The organism is Pseudomonas sp. NY15181 (assembly GCF_048068055.1).
Taxonomy (GTDB): domain Bacteria; phylum Pseudomonadota; class Gammaproteobacteria; order Pseudomonadales; family Pseudomonadaceae; genus Pseudomonas.
In genome coordinates this window covers 327,996-344,644 of record NZ_JBLUPT010000002.1, presented here as the reverse complement: position 1 = coordinate 344,644, position 16,649 = coordinate 327,996, and the positions used below count along the sequence as shown (strand labels likewise).

The window sequence follows — 16,649 nt, the reverse complement described above, 5'->3', positions numbered from 1 at the left end:
GAGTGCCTTTTGCGCCACGGCCAAGCGGCGTACGCCGCGTAGCGCCATGCCTCCCGAGCGTAGGACGTGGAGGTTCGTATCGATAGGAAACTTCTTCCTTTTATATATACTTTGATAGAGATGCTCAATTAAATTGATGCCCTAAATCAATGGGCCTTTCTTGTCATCAGGCGATAATCTTGCCCCTGTCGAATTTCAACGATCGACCCACTCGATTAAACGACCACTCTCTACGAGGAATTGCCTAATGAACCTGATCAACACCCAAGTTCAACCGTTCAAGGTCAACGCTTTCCACAACGGCAAGTTCATCGAAGTCACCGAAGAGTCCCTCAAGGGTCACTGGTCGGTTCTGATCTTCATGCCGGCAGCCTTCACCTTCAACTGCCCGACCGAGATCGAAGACGCAGCCAACAACTACGCTGCTTTCCGTGACGCTGGCACCGAGGTCTACATCGTTACCACCGACACCCACTTCTCCCACAAGGTGTGGCACGAAACCTCCCCGGCCGTGGGCAAGGCTCAGTTCCCGCTGATCGGTGACCCGACCCACCAGCTGACCAACGCTTTCGGCGTGCACATCCCGGAAGAAGGCCTGGCCCTGCGCGGCACCTTCGTGATCAACCCGGAAGGCGTGATCAAGACCGTCGAAATCCACTCCAACGAGATCGCTCGTGACGTCGGCGAAACCCTGCGCAAGCTGAAAGCTGCCCAGTACACCGCCGCTCACCCGGGCGAAGTCTGCCCGGCCAAGTGGAAAGAAGGCGAGAAGACCCTGGCTCCTTCCCTGGACCTGGTCGGCAAGATCTAAAAACGGCTGGGAAGCTGTTGCGCGGCAGTTCCTGCTGCGCAACGTCCGGGCGTCCGCCCACGACGCTTCCCAACCCGTTTTACGCAATACCCCGAGGATGCCTACCGGCATCCTCCCTACCTAAGCCAAAAGCGTGCGTAGGGCGGCCAATTGATGGCGCGCCGGGGAACCCTTTTGCCCAAATTTCAAAGGAAGTCGGATCATGTTGGACGCCACTCTTAAAACTCAGTTGAAGGCCTACCTGGAAAGGGTCACGCAGCCGTTCGAGATCGTTGCGTCCCTGGATGACGGCGAAAAATCCCGCGAACTGAGCGAACTGCTGCACGAAATCGTCGGCCTGACCGACAAGATCACCCTGCGCGAAGATGGCAGCGACGCCCGCAAGCCGTCCTTCTCGCTGAACCGCCCCGGGGCGAACATCGGCCTGGCTTTCGCCGGCATCCCCATGGGCCACGAATTCACCTCCCTGGTGCTGGCGCTGCTGCAGGTCGGCGGCCACCCGTCCAAGCTTGAAGCCGACGTGATCGAGCAGATCAAGGGCATCCAGGGTTCGTTCGAGTTCGAAACCTATTTCTCGCTGTCCTGCCAGAACTGCCCGGACGTGGTGCAGGCGCTGAACCTGATGGCCGTGCTCAACCCGAACATCCGCCACGTCGCCATCGACGGCGCGCTGTTCCAGGAAGAAGTCGAGCGCCGCCAGGTGATGGCCGTGCCGAGCATCTACCTCAACGGTGAAGTGTTCGGCCAGGGCCGCATGGGCGTGGAAGAGATCCTCGCCAAGATCGATACCGGTGCCGCGGCTCGCGAAGCCGAGAAGCTGTCGGCCAAGGAAGAGTTCGACGTACTGGTCGTCGGCGGTGGCCCGGCGGGCGCCGCTGCGGCCATCTATGCCGCTCGCAAAGGCATCCGCACCGGCGTTGCGGCCGAGCGTTTCGGCGGCCAGGTGCTGGACACCATGGCCATCGAGAACTTCATCTCGGTGACCGAGACCGAAGGCCCGAAACTGGCTCGCCAGCTGGAAGAGCACGTCAAGCACTACGACGTCGACATCATGAACCTGCAGCGCGCCAGCGCGCTGATCCCGGCGAAGACCGCCGGCGGCCTGCACGAAGTGCAGTTCGAGGGCGGCGGCAGCCTGAAGGCCAAGTCCGTGATCCTGGCCACCGGCGCCCGCTGGCGCGAAATGGGCGTGCCGGGCGAGAAGGAATACAAGGCCAAGGGCGTGTGCTTCTGCCCGCACTGCGACGGCCCGCTGTTCAAAGGCAAGCGCGTGGCGGTGATCGGCGGCGGTAACTCCGGCGTCGAAGCGGCCATCGATCTGGCCGGTATCGTCAGCCACGTGACCCTGCTGGAGTTCGACAGCAAGCTGCGCGCCGACGCCGTGCTGCAACGCAAGCTGTTCAGCCTGCCCAACGTGGACGTGATCACCAGCGCGCTGACCAGCGAAGTGAAAGGCGATGGCCAGAAGGTCACCGGCCTGGTCTACAAGGACCGCAACTCGGAAGAGTTCAAGTCCATCGACCTGGAAGGCATCTTCGTGCAGATCGGCCTGCTGCCCAACAGCGAATGGCTCAAGGGCACCCTCGAGCTGAACCCGCGCGGCGAGATCATCGTCGATGCACGCGGCGAGACTTCGCTGCCGGGCATCTTCGCCGCCGGTGACGTGACCACGGTGCCGTACAAGCAGATCGTGATCGCGGTGGGTGAAGGCGCCAAGGCGTCGCTGTCGGCCTTCGATCACCTGATCCGTAGTTCGGCGCCGGCCTGATAGGCTCACGCTGGAAAAAACGCCCGGCTCACGAGAGTGAGCCGGGCGTTTTCTTTTGGGCGGCGTTTACCGGTCGAAAATGGTGCTCGGGTTAACCCTCACCCCCGCCCTCTCCCAGAGGGAGAGGGAGCTGCGTGTGCCGGCTGATGCTGTGGTTTTATCCTGCGCCGGACCAGTCCCCTCTCCCTTTGGGAGAGGGTTAGGGTGAGGGGCTTCTGACCTTGTAGGAGCGGGCCATGCCCGCGATCGCGCGCATGGCGCGCTCCTACGGGGTGCACCGATCGATCAGAGTATCGGCGACACCAACCGCGCCACCCGCATCCCCAACTGCTGTAACCGGTGCAGGCGCTTGCGGTCGTCCAGGGTCATCTCCACCGATTGTTCGAAGTCCGCCTCCAGCATGTGCTCCACCTCCTGGGCGAAGCCTTCGTCGACGGTCACCACCATGATCTCGAAGTTCAGGCGGAACGAGCGGTTGTCCAGGTTGGCGCTGCCCACCGCCGCTGTGTCGTGGTCGATCAGCACCACCTTCTGGTGCAGGAATCCGGGCTGGTAGCGGAAGATGCGCAAACCGGCGCGCACGGCGTCGAGCGCGTACAGGCTGGAGGCGGCGTACACCGTCTTGTGGTCGGGGCGCGACGGCAGCAGGATGCGCACGTCCACCCCGCGCAGCACCGCCAGGCGCAACGCGGCGGCCACCGCCTCGTCGGGCACGAAGTACGGCGTGGTGATCCAGATGCGTTCCACCGCCGCGTTGATCGCCTCAACGAAGAACAGCGAGCAGGTCTCCTGCGGGTCTGCCGGGCCGCTGGGCACCACCTGGCAGAGCATCCCCGAGTCTTCATAGGCCTTGGGCAGGATCAGCGTCGGCAGGGTGTGGCTGGCCCAGTACCAGTCCTCGGCGAAGCACTCCTGCAGGCAGGCCACCGCCGGGCCGCGCAGTTCGATGTGGGTGTCGCGCCAGGGCGACAGGGGCGGTTTCTCGCCCAGGTATTCGACGCCGACGTTGTGGCCGCCGACGAAGCCGCGCACGCCGTCGACCACTACGATCTTCCGGTGGTTGCGGAAGTTCACCTGGAAGCGGTTGATCATCCCGCTGCCGGTGCTGAACGCATGCACTTGCACTCCGCCGTTGCGCAGCTTCTCGACGTAGCGGCCGGGTAGGGCATGGCTGCCGATGCCGTCGTAGAGCAGGAAGACGTCCACGCCGTTGGCCGCGCGCTCCAGCAGCAGTTGCGCCAGGCGCTGGCCGAGGGCGTCGTCGCGGATGATGAAGAACTGCACCAGCACGACCTTCTTCGCCGCGGAGATGGCCTCGAACATGGCCTCGAACGACGCCTTGCCGTTCACCAGCAGGCGTACGTGGTTGTTCGCCAGGGTCGGCATGCGCGCCAGTCCGACCATGGCCTTGAGCCCCTTGTAGCCGTCGTACTGGCGCGCCGCCAGGGCTTCCTCGACCCAGGGTCGCCAGTCCAGCTCGGCGGCGGCCACATGCATCTCTTCGTTGGCCTGGCGCCGCGCACCGATGTAGGCGTCGAAGCGGCTGCGGCCGAACACCAGGTAGGGCAGCAGGGTCAGCAGCGGCATGAACACCAGCGAGGTGGCCCAGGCGATGGCGCCCTGGGCGGTGCGCACGGTGAGTACGGCGTGTACCGCGGCGACGATGCCCAGGAGCTGGATCAGCACCAGGAAGTGGGCGATGTAGGAGGAATACTGCATGGGCGCGCGATCGAGTCCTTGTGGTCGGCGTGAGTCCTGAGCTTAGTTGCTGCCCGGTGGCTGCGGCCAATGCGGCACGGGGCCGCGCCAGCGTTCCCAGGCCTTGCCCAGGCGCAGCACCTCGACGTCGGCGAAGCGCGGGCCGACGATCTGCAGGCCTATGGGCATGCCCTCTGCGGTGAAATCGCAGTTGATCGAGAGTGCCGGCTGCTCGGTCATGTTCCACGGCACGGTGAAGCCGATGTGCTCGAAGGGCCGCGCCGGGTCGTTGGTGGGCGAGGCGAACTCGGCCGGGAAGGCGGCCACCTGGTTGGTCGGCGAGAGCAGGAAGTCGATGCCGTGGAACTGCTCGGCGGCACGCTTGCGCATCTCGAAGGTGCAGTTGAAGCCGCGCACGGCGTCGGCACCGGAGACCGATGCGCCGCCTTCGGCCCATTGGTAGATATAAGGCAGCACCCTGGCCTGGCGCTCGGGCGGGAGGTTTTCCAGCTCGGCCCAGAGGCGTGCGCGCCAGAACTGGTCCAGCCCCTCCAGCAACTCGCGGTCGAGGATCGGCCGCACCTCGATGATCTCCGCGCCGGCCTCGGCGAAGCGCCGTGCGGCGGCCTCCACGGCGGCGCGTACTTCGGGTTCGGGTTGCAGACCGCAGCCGGGGTCGAGTTGCAGGCCGATGCGCAGGCCGCGCACGTCGGCGGGCTGGATGTGCCAGTCGAGGTCGGCCGGTGGCAGCGCGGTGGCGTCGCGCCAGTCGGGACGGGACAGGTGCTGCATCATCAGCGCCGCATCGTCCAGAGTGCGGGTCATCGGCCCGGCACAACGCCCGGTGTAGTAAGGGTCGATGGGAATGCGCCCGAGGCTCGGCTTGAAGCCCACCAGGCCGCACCAGCCGGCGGGCAGGCGCACCGAGCCGCCGATGTCGGTGCCGATGTGCAGCGGCCCGTAGCCCGCCGCGGCCGCCGAGGCGGCGCCGGCACTGGAGCCGCCCGGGTTCATGCGCAGGTCCCAGGGGTTGCGCGCCAGCTTGTGGAAGCTGGAGAGGCCGGAGGAGAGCATGCCGTAGTCCGGTACCGTGGTCTTGCCCAGCAGGATCGCGCCGGCCTCGAACATCCGCGCGGCGGGTGGCGCGTCGGCGCTGGCCGGTTGCAGCAGGGTGGCGGCGCTGCCCAGGGGAATCGGGTCGCCGGTGGTGGCGATCAGTTCCTTGATGGTCACCGGCACGCCATCCAGTTCGCCGCAGGGGGCGCAGCGTATCCAGCGCGCCTCGGAGCGCCGCGCCTGCTCCAGCGCGCGCTGCGGATCGAAGGCGTAGAGCGCGCAGAGCTGCGGCTCCCAGCGCTCGATATGGGCGATCAGGTGTTTGAGGTATTCCACCGGCGAGAGCTGGTGCGAGCGGTACAGGGCGAGCAGTTCGACGGCGGACAGGTCGTGCAACGGTGGCATGGCGGTCTCCGGCGGGGGCGGCATTGCCTCACCCTAGCCGAAACCACGCCGGGAGGGGATAGGCGCGGCGGTCGCACTGCGCTTGCCCTGCCCTGCATCAGGGTTCAGGCGCGCTGGCGCGACTGCTGGTCGATCAGGTATTGCAGGCGATACAGGTGACGGTAGCCGGATTCCCAGGCGCCATGCCCGGATTTCACGTTGATGTGCCCGGCACTGGGCAGGATCACCGTCTCGGCGCCCCAGGTGCGGCCCAGTATCAGCGCGCGCTGGGGGCTGCAGGCCGCGTCGTTGTCCGAGCCCACCAGCACGGCCGGGAAGGGCAGCGCCTCGCGGGCGATGGGCGCGAAGTTGCGCAGCGCCGCGTGGCAGGTTTCCCGTTCCACGTCCGCTGGCGCCACCAGCAGGGCGCCGGACACCTGTGCCAGGACGCGGCGGTCGGCGCGGGCGGCCCAGGCGGCGACGGTGACGCAGCCCAGGCTGTGGGCGATCAGCACCACGCGGCCCGGTTCGCGGCGAATCTCGCGGTCCAGTTCGGCGATCCAGTCGGCGCGCTGCGGATTGATCCAGTCGCGCTGCTGCACCCGCGTGGCGTTGGGCAGGGCGCGCTGCCAGTGGCTTTGCCAATGGGCGTCCTCGGACCCGTGCCAGCCGGGCACGATCAGGTAGCGGATGCGTTCGTTGCGCATGGAGCGGCCCTCTCGAATCGTCATAAGAAGGCATTCTAGGGAGGGTTTTAATATTCGTTAAGGAATAAGAAATTCTTTGCTTATGCAATATTTAAGATAAACGAATCGCTATAAGCGCTTATTCCTGCGCCCGGCCCAACGGGCAGCAGCGCGCCAGGATGCCTTCCAGGTTGAGGTCGGGCATGGCGTAGTCACGCAGCGCCTTGGCGGTCTGCTCGACGTAGTCACGGGTGGTGCCGAAATGGCCCTGGGCGCTGTCGAGCACGTGCTGGAAGATGCTGTCGGGCAGGGAGCCGGCGTAAGTGGGCAGGTGGCGTTCGAGGACGAAGCCCAGGGCGCGCACGCGGCTGCCGTCGTCCAGGCGGCAGCTCAGCCACTCCGGGCGGTAGGAGGCGTAGGGCATCTCCCGTTCCCAGAGTGCGTAGAGGTTGGCGTCGAGGTTTTCTTCTGGGAGGCGGAAGGCGAATCCGGAGCAGGAGCCGCCCCGGTCGAGGCCGAGCACCAGGCCCGGTGCTTCCGGCGTGCCTCGGTGGGTGAGGGACCACAGGTAGAGACCGCGATGGTAGCCGTGCACCCGCGCGCGGCGGGCCTCGGCCACCGGGAACTCCGGCCGCCAGATCAGCGAGCCGTAGGCGAACAGCCACACGGGACCGGCGCCATGTTCGCCCATGGTGATATCGAGCGAGGCGCGCAGTTGCTGTGGTGTGAAACGTTCCGGCACCCCCAGTGTCGGTGGGTAGAACGGGCCATCCAGGGCGGGAGACGATGTCATGCGGTACTCCTCAGGTCTCCAGACTGTCATCAACTTAGTGTAAGCGCGCGAGGCGCGGAAGGCCCTGATGGGTAAAGGGATATTGCCGGAGCGGAGATGACGACGAACGGCGGGGGAGAACATGCCGGAGCTCGCCTGTAGGAGCACCCCATGGGTGCGGATCGCAGGCATAGCCCGCTCCTGCGAGATCAAAAGCCCCTCACCCTAACCCTCTCCCGCAAGCGGGAGAGGGAACCGTTCGGTGCAGGATGAAACCACGGCGTCAGACGGCACGATCCGCCCCCTCTCCCTCTGGGAGAGGGTTGGGGTGAGGGCATGGGCTGGCACAGACTTCTCAGAAGAAGACAGTTGCTCCTAAAGGTGGGCGCCAGAGAGGAATAAAAAAAGGCCGCTCACCCCTGCCTGAGTAATGGGTGAGCGACCTTGAAGCTTGGTGCGTTGTGGAAGTCCCGTTGTACGCCCGCTCTATTTCAAGGGTTTTACAGCCTCCTCAACGTGCAGTAATGACCGCCAGCTTGGTGATCCCGGCCTTCTCGATGGAGGCCATGGCCTTGGCCACCTGGCCGTAGTTCACCCCTTCGTCTGCCTGCAGTTGTACGCGCAGTTCGGCATCTTTCGCCTTGGCTGCCGCCAGATTGCTCTGCAGCAGGTCCGGCTGGATTTCGTCCTTGTTGATGAACCACTTGCCGGCACCGTCGATGCTCACCACCAGCGGGTCCTTCTGCTCCGGCGGGGCGACCGCCTCGGTCTTGGGCAGGTTGATCGGGATGGCGTTGGTCAAGAGCGGCGCGGTGACGATGAACACCACCAGCAGCACCAGCATCACGTCCACCAGCGGGGTCACGTTGATCTCGGAGAGAACCTCGTCGCTGTCCTGGGTCGAGAAGGCCATGTCAGCTCGCCTCCTTCACATTGGCGCCGGTGCTGGGTTTGCGCGCGGCGGTGGGCAGGGTGACGACGCGGAAGGCGCTCTTCTGCGCGAGGCTGTAGAAGTCGTGGGCGAAGTCGTCGAGGTCAGCCGCGGTGAGCTTCAGGCGGCGGAGGAAGTAGTTGTAGACCAGCACCGCCGGCACGGCGACGGCGATACCCACGCCGGTGGCGATCAGCGCGCTGCCGATGGGGCCGGCGACGGTTTCAAGGCTCGCCGAGCCGGCCGCGCTGATGCCCTTGAGCGCTTCCATGATGCCCCACACGGTGCCGAACAGGCCGATGAAGGGCGAGGTCGAGCCGATCGAGGCGAGCACCGCCAGGCCCGATTCCAGGGAGCGGCGCTCACGCTGGATCTGCTGGCGCAGGGCGCGTTCGAGACGGTCCTGGTGGTTGATCGACTGGGCCAGGTCCGGCTGGCCGTGGTCCTGCACCTGGATGGCGGCGAAGCCAGCCTGGGCCACGCGGGCGCCGGCGCCGGGCTTGCCGGCGGCCTGGTCACCGGCGGATTCGAGGCTGGTGGCGCTCCAGAACTGCTTCTGGAAGCGCTTGTCCTGGGACTTCTGGCGGGTGAACTGGACGCCTTTCACCAGGGCCAGCGCCCAGGTGACGACGGAGAAGCCGACCAGCAGCCAGATGACTGCGCCTTCGACGGATTCCAGGGGGTTCAGGGGCAGACTCATGGGTGTTCTCCTTCCGCGATTCTCGTGCGGCTGATCTGGGCAAATGGAATCAATGCAATTTGAAATCGATGGGCACGCTGACCCAGCCGTCCTGGGCTACGTCGCCGCGCTTGGCGGGGACGAAGCTCCAGCGTTTCACCGCACGCACCGCGGCGTCGTCCAGGGCGTCGCGGCCGCTGCTCTTCTGCACCTGGATCTCGCTCGGGCTGCCGCTGGCGAGAACGTGTACGCGCAGCAGCACGGTGCCTTCCCAGCCACGGCGCTGGGCCAATGGCGGGTATTCCGGCGCCGGGTTCTTCAGGTAACCGGCGCTGGCCGAGGGCGGCGTCAGCGGGGCCGGAGCCGGTGCCGCCGGGGCGGGCGGAGCCGGTTGCGGCGGCGGAGTCTCGGCTTTCGGCGGCGCGGGCTGCTCGACCGGCTTGGGCACGGGCTTGGGCTTGGCGACCGGTTTCGGCTTGGGTTTTGGGATCGGCTTAGGCGGCGGTTTAACCGCGTTCTCGTCCACCACCGGGGGCGGCGGCTCCTGCACCACGGGCTCGGGAATCGGCTCGGGCGGCGGCGGTTCGACCACGGGCGGCGTCGGCGCGGTGAATTCGATGGTCATCGGTGGCACCTGAGGCGGTACCTCCGGCAGCTTCGGCGTGGGCTGCTGGCTCAGCCAGTAGATCACCGCGCCGTGCAGCGTCAGGGCGAACAGGCCGAGCAGCACCGCTTCACGGCGGCCGAGCGTGCGGGCCTTCGCCGGTACGTGGCGGCCCAGCTCCAGCGCGTGGCGCAGCGGGCGGCCCAGATCGACCAGGTCGCCGCCGGGCACGTGGCGCAGGAAGGCATCCGGCGCGAGGGCATGCTGGGGTTGAGCCATGAACGATCTCCTTGCAGGTCTGCGCGGCTCTGCGTCGCGCTTGGAACGGACTTGCATGATTGACGGAGCGTCTTAGCTCTTGAAGTGATTATTTTTGTTATTTAAATAACTTTCAGGACTATGTGTTTCGGCTACATCGCTGCAGGCCACGCCGTGCGCGGGATTGCGGGAAGTGGCTAAAAACCGATGCCTTTGCTGCATGGAAAATATGCGGGGAAGGTTGGTGAATAACGGCTCAGAACTGCGGGGTAGAGCTTTCCTATAGGAGCGAGCTTGCTCGCGAACCCGCCCAGTTCCGGCGCGACCGGCAAACATTGTTCGCGAGCAAGCTCGCTCCTACAAAGAACAAAAGCACCTCCCGGAAACGAAAAAGCCCGGTCCAATGACCGGGCTTTTTTCGAGCGTCAGCTTCGCGGCGATCAGAACGCCGGAACCACGGCGCCCTTGTACTTCTCGAGGATGAACTGCTTCACCTCTGGGCTGTGCAGGGCGGCGGCCAGCTTCTGCATGGCGGCTGCGTCCTTGTTGTCCGGGCGGGCAACCAGGATGTTCACGTAGGGCGAGTCGGAACCTTCGATGGCCAGGGCGTCCTTGGTCGGGTTCAGCTTGGCTTCCAGGGCGTAGTTGGTATTGATCAGGGCGAGGTCGACCTGGGTCAGCACGCGCGGCAGGGTGGCCGCTTCCAGCTCACGCACCTTGATGTTCTTCGGGTTCTCGACGATGTCCTTCGGGGTGGCGGTGATGGACTTGTTGTCTTTCAGCTTGATCACGCCGGCCTTGTCCAGCAGCAGCAGGGCGCGACCGCCGTTGGTGGCGTCGTTGGGGATGACCACGGTGGCGCCGGCCGGCAGCTCGTCGAGCTTCTTGTGCTTGGTGGAGTAGGCGCCCAGCGGCTCGATGTGCACGCCGGTCACGGCCACCAGGTGGGTGCCCTTGGTCTTGTTGAACTCATCCAGGTACGGCTGGTGCTGGAAGAAGTTGGCGTCCAGGCGCTTCTCGGCGACCTGGGTGTTGGGCTGCACGTAGTCGGTGAATTCCTTGACCTTCAGCTCTACGCCTTCTTTGGCCAGCATGGGTTTGACGAAGTTGAGGATCTCGGCGTGCGGCACCGGGGTGGCGGCGACGGTCAGCGTGTCGGCGGCCTGGGCCAGCGGGGCGGAGATGGCTGCGGCGGCGGCGAAAGCGGCGAGCAGTTTTTTCATTGTTGGCTCCTGAGAAAAGCCCGCATCCGGCGGGCCGTACGGTTACTTGCGGGAGAAGTGGACCACCAGCTTGTCGCCGACGGTCTGGAGAATCTGTACGAGCACCAGCAGCATCACCACGGTGACTACCATGACGTCGGTCTGGAAGCGCTGGTAGCCGAAGCGGATGGCCAGGTCGCCCAGGCCGCCAGCGCCCACCACGCCAGCCATCGCGGTGTAGGACACCAGGGTGATGGCGGTGACGGTGATGGCGGCGATGATGCCCGGACGGGCTTCGGGCAGCAGGGCGTTCCAGATGATCTGGCGGGTGCTGGCGCCCATCGCCTGGGTGGCCTCGATGATGCCCTTGTCCACCTCGCGCAGCGCGGTTTCCACCAGGCGCGCGAAGAACGGCGTGGCGCCCACCACCAGCGGCGGGATGGCCCCGGCGACGCCCAGCGAAGTGCCGGTGATCAGCACGGTGAAGGGGATCATCACGATCAGCAGGATGATGAACGGCAGCGAGCGCAGCACGTTCACCACGAAGGACAGCAGTGCGTAGACCGCGCGGTTCTCGAACATCTGCTTGGGCCCGGTGAGGAACAGCAGCACGCCCAGCGGCAGGCCCAGGATGATGGTGAACAGCAGCGAACCGCCGAGCATCCAGAAGGTGTCGATGCTGGCCTGGAGGATCTCGGACCAGTCGATATTGGAGAAGAACTCATTCATGCGCGCAGCACCTCGACGTGGACTTCGGCGGCGTTCAGCTGCGCCATGGCGGCCTCGATGTCACCGCCCACCAGGGACAGGGTGAGCTGGCCGTAGGGCTGGTCCTTGATGCGGTCGATACGGCCCGCGAGGATGCTGTAGTCCACGCCGGTCTGGCGCGCGACGGTGCCCAGCAGCGGCGCATAGGTCGCCTCGCCACGGAAGGTCAGGCGCAGGATGCGGCCCGGCACGTGGGCGAAGTCATCGTGCTGCTCATCCTCGTCCACGCGCTCGGCTTCGAAGACGAAGCGGCGGGTGGTGTCGTGCTGCGGATGCAGGAACACGTCGGCGACGTCGCCTTGCTCGACGATGCGGCCGGCGTCCATCACCGCCACCTGGTCGCAGACGCGGCGGATCACGTCCATCTCGTGGGTGATCAGGACGATGGTCAGCTTCAGCTCGCGGTTGATCTCCGCCAGCAGTTGCAGGACCTGGCCGGTGGTCTGCGGGTCGAGGGCGCTGGTGGCCTCGTCGCAGAGCAGGATGGTCGGCCGGCAGGCCAGCGCGCGGGCGATGCCGACGCGCTGCTTCTGGCCGCCGGAGAGCTGCGCCGGGTACTTGCGGGCGTGGTCCTTGAGGCCGACGCGCTGGAGCAGTTCGTCCACCCGCGCGGTGATTTCGGCGGCGCTGTAGGTGCCGGCGAGCTTCATCGGCATGGCGATGTTGTCGGCGACGGTCTTGGAGGCCAGCAGGTTGAAGTGCTGGAAGATCATCCCGACGCGCTGGCGGAAGCGGCGCAGGCCGTCGGCGTCCAGGGCGGTGATGTCTTCGCCGTCGATGACGATGCGCCCGCCGCTGGGCTCTTCCAGGCGGTTGATCAGACGCAGCAGGGTGCTTTTACCGGCGCCGGAATGGCCGATCAGGCCGAAGACCTGGCCGCCCTCGATGGTCAGGCGGGTCGGCTGCAGGGCCGGGATATCGCGTCCGGCGACGCGATAGGTCTTGTGGACGTCGTGGAATTCGATCACTTAGCGAACCTTGTGGGTACGAGGAGACGCTGCCCGATGCCTGGGCTGTTTTATGAACGAGCGCTGGCAACGAGCGTAGGCGGTCAGCCAAAACCGCGCATTTTAACCTGCTTTTTTATGGCTGATTAATCTTTGTTCAGATAAGGGCAGAACAAAAGGGAATAAAGGGCGCCGCGAGCGGGCGCCCGGGGGGCCTTACGGCGCGCAGTTCGGCTGGACGGCCGGGGTAACCGGCACAGCGGGCTTCTGCAGGCCGCTCACGTCGGCGGCGACGCCGGGGGCGCGCGGCATCAGCGAGCGGGCGCGGGTCAGGTTCGCGCTGGCGCCGTTGACGTCGCCATTCTGCAGCGCCTTGCGGCTGCGCTCGAGGTAGGCGTCGGCCAGGCGCTGGCGGCGTTCGGTGAGCTGGGTGGCAGTCTCCTGCTCGGAGCCGAGCTTGAGCTGCGCGGATTCCAGACGGCCGGCGGCCAGTTCGGTTTCGAAGCCACTGCTGTTGGCCGGATTGCTCGCGGTGCTCTGGCAGGCCGCAAGGGCCAGCGCCAGGGCTATCAGCGAGAACAGGCGGATGACGAACGACTTCATGCGACAGGGTCTCTTTTGATCAAAAAATCACCAAATTCTACACCGTCCGGCGCGGCAGGACAAAACTCAGCAGGAACAGGGCCGCCGCGCAGACCACGATGGAGGGACCGGCGGGGGTGTCCTTGAACCAGGACAACGAGAGCCCGGCGCACACCGCCACCAGGCCGATCAGACTCGCACCGAAGGCCATTTGTTCAGGGCTCCGCGCATGCCGTTGGGCGGCGGCGGCGGGGATGATCAGCAGGGACGTGATCAGCAGCACGCCGACGATCTTCATGGCCACGGCGATGACGATGGCGATCAGCAGCATCAGCGCCAGGCGGATGGCGGTGACCGGCAGGCCTTCGACCCGCGCCAGTTCCTCGTGCACGGTGATCGCCAGCAGCGGGCGCCACAGCCAGCAGATCAGCCCCAGCACCAGGGCGCTGCCGGCGACTATCCACAGCAGGTCGGTCTGGCTGACGGCGAGCAGATCGCCGAACAGGTAGGCCATCAGGTCGACGCGCACTTCCTTCATGAAGCTCAGGGTCACCAGGCCCAGCGACAGCGTGCTGTGGGCGAGGATGCCCAGCAGGGTGTCGGCGGCCAGCGGCTGGCGTTGCTGCAGGGTGACCAGCAGCACGGCGAGCAGCACGCAGCCGACGGTCACCGCCAGCGTCGGGCTGACATCCAGCAGGAAGCCGAGGGCGACACCCAGCAGCGCGGCGTGGGAGAGGGTGTCGCCGAAATAGGCCATGCGTCGCCAGACGACGAACGAACCCAGGGGCCCGGCGACCAGCGCCAGGGCCAGCCCGGCGAGGAGGGCGTTGAGCAGGAAGTCAGCCATGGTTGCAGTCGGGGCCGTGCTGGTGGACCGGAGTGAAGCGCGTGCCGGCGGGGAAGGCGGGTTTCACCACCTCGCCGTGCAGGTCGTGGGAGTGGTCGTGGTGGTGGTGATAGACCGCCAGGCTGCGGGCGTCCTGGCCGAACAGCTCGACGAAGGCGGGGTCGCCGCTGACCTGTTCCGGGTGCCCGGAGCAGCACACGTGTCGGTTCAGGCAGACCACCTTGTCGGTGGCGCTCATCACCAGGTGCAGGTCGTGGGAGACCATCAGCACGCCGCAGCCGAGGCGGTCGCGCAGGCGGCCGATCAGGCGGTAAAGCTCGGCCTGGCCGGCGACGTCGACGCCCTGCACGGGTTCGTCGAGCACCAGCAGTTCAGGCTTGCGCAGCAGGGCGCGGGCCAGCAGCACGCGCTGCAGTTCGCCGCCGGAAACGCTCTGCAGCGGCTTGTCGATGACATGGGCCGCGCCGACTTCCTTCAGTGCCTCCAGCGCGTGGGAGCGTTGCACGCCGGGCACCAGGCGCAGGAAGCGCAGTACGGTGAGCGGCAGGGTCGGGTCGACGTGGAGCTTCTGCGGCATGTAGCCGATGGACAGCTTCGGCTGGCGCCAGACGCTGCCGCTGTCGGGCTTGAGCAGGCCGAGTACGCTGCGTACCAGGGTCGTCTTGCCGGCGCCGTTGGGGCCGATCAGGGTGACGATCTCGCCGGGGTCGATGGTCAGGTCGACGTTCTGCAGCACCGCTTGGCCGGCGTAGCTGACGCCGACGCCTTGCAGGCGGATCAGGGCGTCGCTCATCAGGCCTCCCGCTTGCCGGGGGCGCAGGCACCGCAGAGGCCGACGACTTCGACGGTCTGGGTTTCCACCGCGAAGCCGACGCCCTTGGCGCCGGCGATGATGGCCTCGCTGATGGCCGGCTGCTCCAGCTCGATGGCGGTGTGGCAGGCGCGGCAGATCAGGAACTGGCCTTCGTGGGCGTGTTCCGGGTGGGCGCAGCCGATGAAGGCGTTGAGCGAGGCGATGCGGTGCACCAGACCGTTCTCCAGGAGGAAGTCCAGGGCGCGATAGACAGTCGGCGGCGCCGCCTTGCGGCCGTCTTCCTCGCTCAGTACGGCGAGGATGTCGTAGGCGCCCAGCGGCTTGTGGCTCGCCCAGACCAGCTCCAGCACGCGCCGGCGCAGTTCGGTCAGGCGCACGCCCTGGCGCGAGCACAGCGCATCGGCGTCGGCCAGGGCGCTGGCCACGCAGTTGGCGTGGTCATGCGGACGGCAGGCGAGGGGAGTCTTGGGGGCGATCTTGTACATGCGGCGGCGACGCTCTTGTGTAGAGACGTTATTATATTACTCTTTCATTTCCCCCCTGTGTGAGTGCCGCCGTGTCCTTCCGTCCCGCCGCTCTGCTGATCGCCTGCTGCAGCCTGCTGCTCAGCCTCCCCGCCCGCGCCGAGGTCAGCGTGCTGACCAGCATCAAGCCGCTGCAACTGATCGCCGCTGCCATCCAGGACGGCGAAGGCACGCCGGATGTGCTGCTGCCTCCAGGCGCCTCGCCGCACAGCTACTCGTTGCGCCCGTCCGATATCCGCCGCGTGCGCGACGCGCAGTTGTTCTACTGGGTCGGCCCGGACCTGGAGAACTTCCTGCCCAAGGTGCTCGAGAGCCGCAAGGGCCCGAGCGTGGCCGTGCAGGACCAGGCCGGCATGCACCTGCGCAAGTTCGCCGACTTCAGCGAGTCGAACCATCCGGACCATGACGACGATGGTGATCTGGGCCACGACCACGATCACCGCCCCGGCATGATTGATGCCCACCTCTGGCTGCTGCCGGCCAACGCCCAGGTGATCGCCGCGCGCATGGCTGAAGACCTGGCCATCGCCGACCCCGCCAACGCCAGCCGCTACCAGGCCAACCTGAAGGCCTTCGACGAGCGCATGGAGACGCTCGATGCGCGCCTGAAGCAGCGCATCGATCCGCTCAAGGGCAAGCCGTTCTTCGTCTTTCACGAGGCTTTCGATTACTTCGAGGAGGCCTACGGCCTGCGCCACACCGGGGTGTTCGCTGTGTCCGCCGATGTGCAGCCGGGTGCGCGGCATGTGGCATCCATGCGTGCGCAACTGCAGAAGGCCGGGCCTTCCTGCATCTTCAGCGAGCCGCCGATTCGTCCGCGTCTGGCCGATTCCCTCAGCCAGGGGCTGCCGGTGCGTCTGGCCGAACTGGATGACCTGGGGGTTGGCGTGAAGGTGGATGCCCAGGGTTACGAGAACCTGCTGGGTAACCTCGCGGGTGAGTTTGCGGGGTGTCTGGAGAAGCTCTGAACATACGCTCGCAGGGCGAATAACGCCTCGCGGCGGGTGGCGGATAAAGCGTTCCGCTTTATGCGCCCTACGCTCAGGGAAATTCCTCTGCCGGGGCTTTCCCCTCACCCCAGCCCTCTCCCAATGGGAGAGGGCTGGGGTGAGGGGCGCTTCGTAAGCCGCCGCGGAACCCGCGTCCGGAAAAACATCGCGGACAAGGTCCGCTCCTACGGGCGCATTCCCCGCGCCTGATGGTCGCACCTGCCCCCTTCGAACACCGCTTCCTCCCGCCTCCCAATCCTGCCGATCGTCTGGAATTCCGGACCCGGCACGGCCGCCGCCGTCCAACCGTCTATTGTGTGTCTTTATGG

At 66.2% G+C, this 16,649-nt stretch carries 17 protein-coding genes; 3 read left to right on the top strand and 14 right to left on the bottom strand.

Annotated features, from left to right (window positions below; translation table 11 throughout):
* Window positions 1-247: 247 nt before the first annotated feature.
* Together ahpC and ahpF are read left to right on the top strand one after the other, a co-directional pair.
* Window positions 248-811 (top strand): alkyl hydroperoxide reductase subunit C, encoded by a 564-nt coding sequence (gene ahpC, locus ACNFBT_RS07060; protein ID WP_416747779.1) that lies wholly within the window; start codon window positions 248-250, stop codon window positions 809-811.
* Window positions 812-1,013: 202 nt separating this feature from the next.
* Window positions 1,014-2,579 (top strand): alkyl hydroperoxide reductase subunit F, encoded by a 1,566-nt coding sequence (gene ahpF / locus ACNFBT_RS07055; protein ID WP_416747777.1) that lies wholly within the window; start codon window positions 1,014-1,016, stop codon window positions 2,577-2,579.
* Between the two features lie 285 nt (window positions 2,580-2,864).
* Here ahpF and cls read toward each other — a convergent pair whose 3' ends face one another.
* The 14 genes from cls to zur form a co-directional block, all read right to left on the bottom strand.
* The gene (cls, locus tag ACNFBT_RS07050) at window positions 2,865-4,298 is read right to left on the bottom strand and encodes a cardiolipin synthase (RefSeq protein WP_416747775.1); all 1,434 of its coding nucleotides are present in this window, start codon (window positions 4,296-4,298) and stop codon (window positions 2,865-2,867) included.
* A gap of 42 nt (window positions 4,299-4,340) precedes the next feature.
* Window positions 4,341-5,738 (bottom strand): amidase, encoded by a 1,398-nt coding sequence (locus ACNFBT_RS07045; protein WP_416747773.1) that lies wholly within the window; start codon window positions 5,736-5,738, stop codon window positions 4,341-4,343.
* A gap of 104 nt (window positions 5,739-5,842) precedes the next feature.
* Entirely contained in the window at window positions 5,843-6,424 is a 582-nt protein-coding gene (locus ACNFBT_RS07040) for an alpha/beta hydrolase (RefSeq protein ID WP_416747771.1), read from the bottom strand.
* A 118-nt stretch (window positions 6,425-6,542) separates the two neighbouring features.
* Window positions 6,543-7,196, bottom strand: a complete 654-nt coding sequence (locus ACNFBT_RS07035; RefSeq protein ID WP_416747769.1) for a gamma-glutamylcyclotransferase — start codon at window positions 7,194-7,196, stop codon at window positions 6,543-6,545.
* A gap of 490 nt (window positions 7,197-7,686) precedes the next feature.
* A complete protein-coding gene (locus ACNFBT_RS07030) occupies window positions 7,687-8,088 on the bottom strand; it encodes an ExbD/TolR family protein (RefSeq protein ID WP_275609608.1) in 402 nt (133 codons plus the stop codon).
* Window position 8,089: 1 nt separating this feature from the next.
* Window positions 8,090-8,806 carry a MotA/TolQ/ExbB proton channel family protein gene (locus ACNFBT_RS07025; protein ID WP_416747766.1) on the bottom strand — a complete coding sequence of 239 codons (717 nt, stop codon included), beginning with the start codon at window positions 8,804-8,806 and terminating at the stop codon, window positions 8,090-8,092.
* Window positions 8,807-8,855: 49 nt separating this feature from the next.
* Window positions 8,856-9,668 (bottom strand): energy transducer TonB, encoded by an 813-nt coding sequence (locus ACNFBT_RS07020; RefSeq protein WP_416747764.1) that lies wholly within the window; start codon window positions 9,666-9,668, stop codon window positions 8,856-8,858.
* A 419-nt stretch (window positions 9,669-10,087) separates the two neighbouring features.
* A complete protein-coding gene (locus ACNFBT_RS07015) occupies window positions 10,088-10,870 on the bottom strand; it encodes a MetQ/NlpA family ABC transporter substrate-binding protein (RefSeq protein ID WP_416747762.1) in 783 nt (260 codons plus the stop codon).
* Between the two features lie 42 nt (window positions 10,871-10,912).
* Window positions 10,913-11,578, bottom strand: coding sequence for a methionine ABC transporter permease (locus ACNFBT_RS07010; protein WP_416747760.1), 666 nt, complete (start codon window positions 11,576-11,578; stop codon window positions 10,913-10,915).
* Window positions 11,575-12,585 (bottom strand): methionine ABC transporter ATP-binding protein, encoded by a 1,011-nt coding sequence (locus ACNFBT_RS07005; protein ID WP_416747758.1) that lies wholly within the window; start codon window positions 12,583-12,585, stop codon window positions 11,575-11,577. Before ACNFBT_RS07005 ends, ACNFBT_RS07010 begins: the two co-directional genes overlap by 4 nt.
* A gap of 195 nt (window positions 12,586-12,780) precedes the next feature.
* The gene (locus ACNFBT_RS07000; RefSeq protein ID WP_416747756.1) at window positions 12,781-13,167 is read right to left on the bottom strand and encodes a hypothetical protein; all 387 of its coding nucleotides are present in this window, start codon (window positions 13,165-13,167) and stop codon (window positions 12,781-12,783) included.
* A gap of 37 nt (window positions 13,168-13,204) precedes the next feature.
* Window positions 13,205-13,993, bottom strand: a complete 789-nt coding sequence (znuB, locus tag ACNFBT_RS06995; protein ID WP_416747754.1) for a zinc ABC transporter permease subunit ZnuB — start codon at window positions 13,991-13,993, stop codon at window positions 13,205-13,207.
* On the bottom strand, window positions 13,986-14,786 hold the full coding sequence (gene znuC / locus ACNFBT_RS06990; protein WP_416747753.1) for a zinc ABC transporter ATP-binding protein ZnuC: 801 nt from the start codon (window positions 14,784-14,786) through the stop codon (window positions 13,986-13,988). The genes znuB and znuC overlap by 8 nt, the downstream gene beginning before the upstream one ends.
* Complete coding sequence (zur, locus tag ACNFBT_RS06985) at window positions 14,786-15,292, bottom strand: zinc uptake transcriptional repressor Zur (RefSeq protein WP_416747751.1); 507 nt, start codon at window positions 15,290-15,292, stop codon at window positions 14,786-14,788. Before zur ends, znuC begins: the two co-directional genes overlap by 1 nt.
* A 71-nt stretch (window positions 15,293-15,363) precedes the next feature.
* Here zur and ACNFBT_RS06980 point away from each other — a divergent pair, with 71 nt between their 5' ends.
* On the top strand, window positions 15,364-16,299 hold the full coding sequence (locus ACNFBT_RS06980) for a zinc ABC transporter substrate-binding protein (protein WP_416747749.1): 936 nt from the start codon (window positions 15,364-15,366) through the stop codon (window positions 16,297-16,299).
* The last annotated feature ends 350 nt before the right edge of the window (window positions 16,300-16,649 follow it).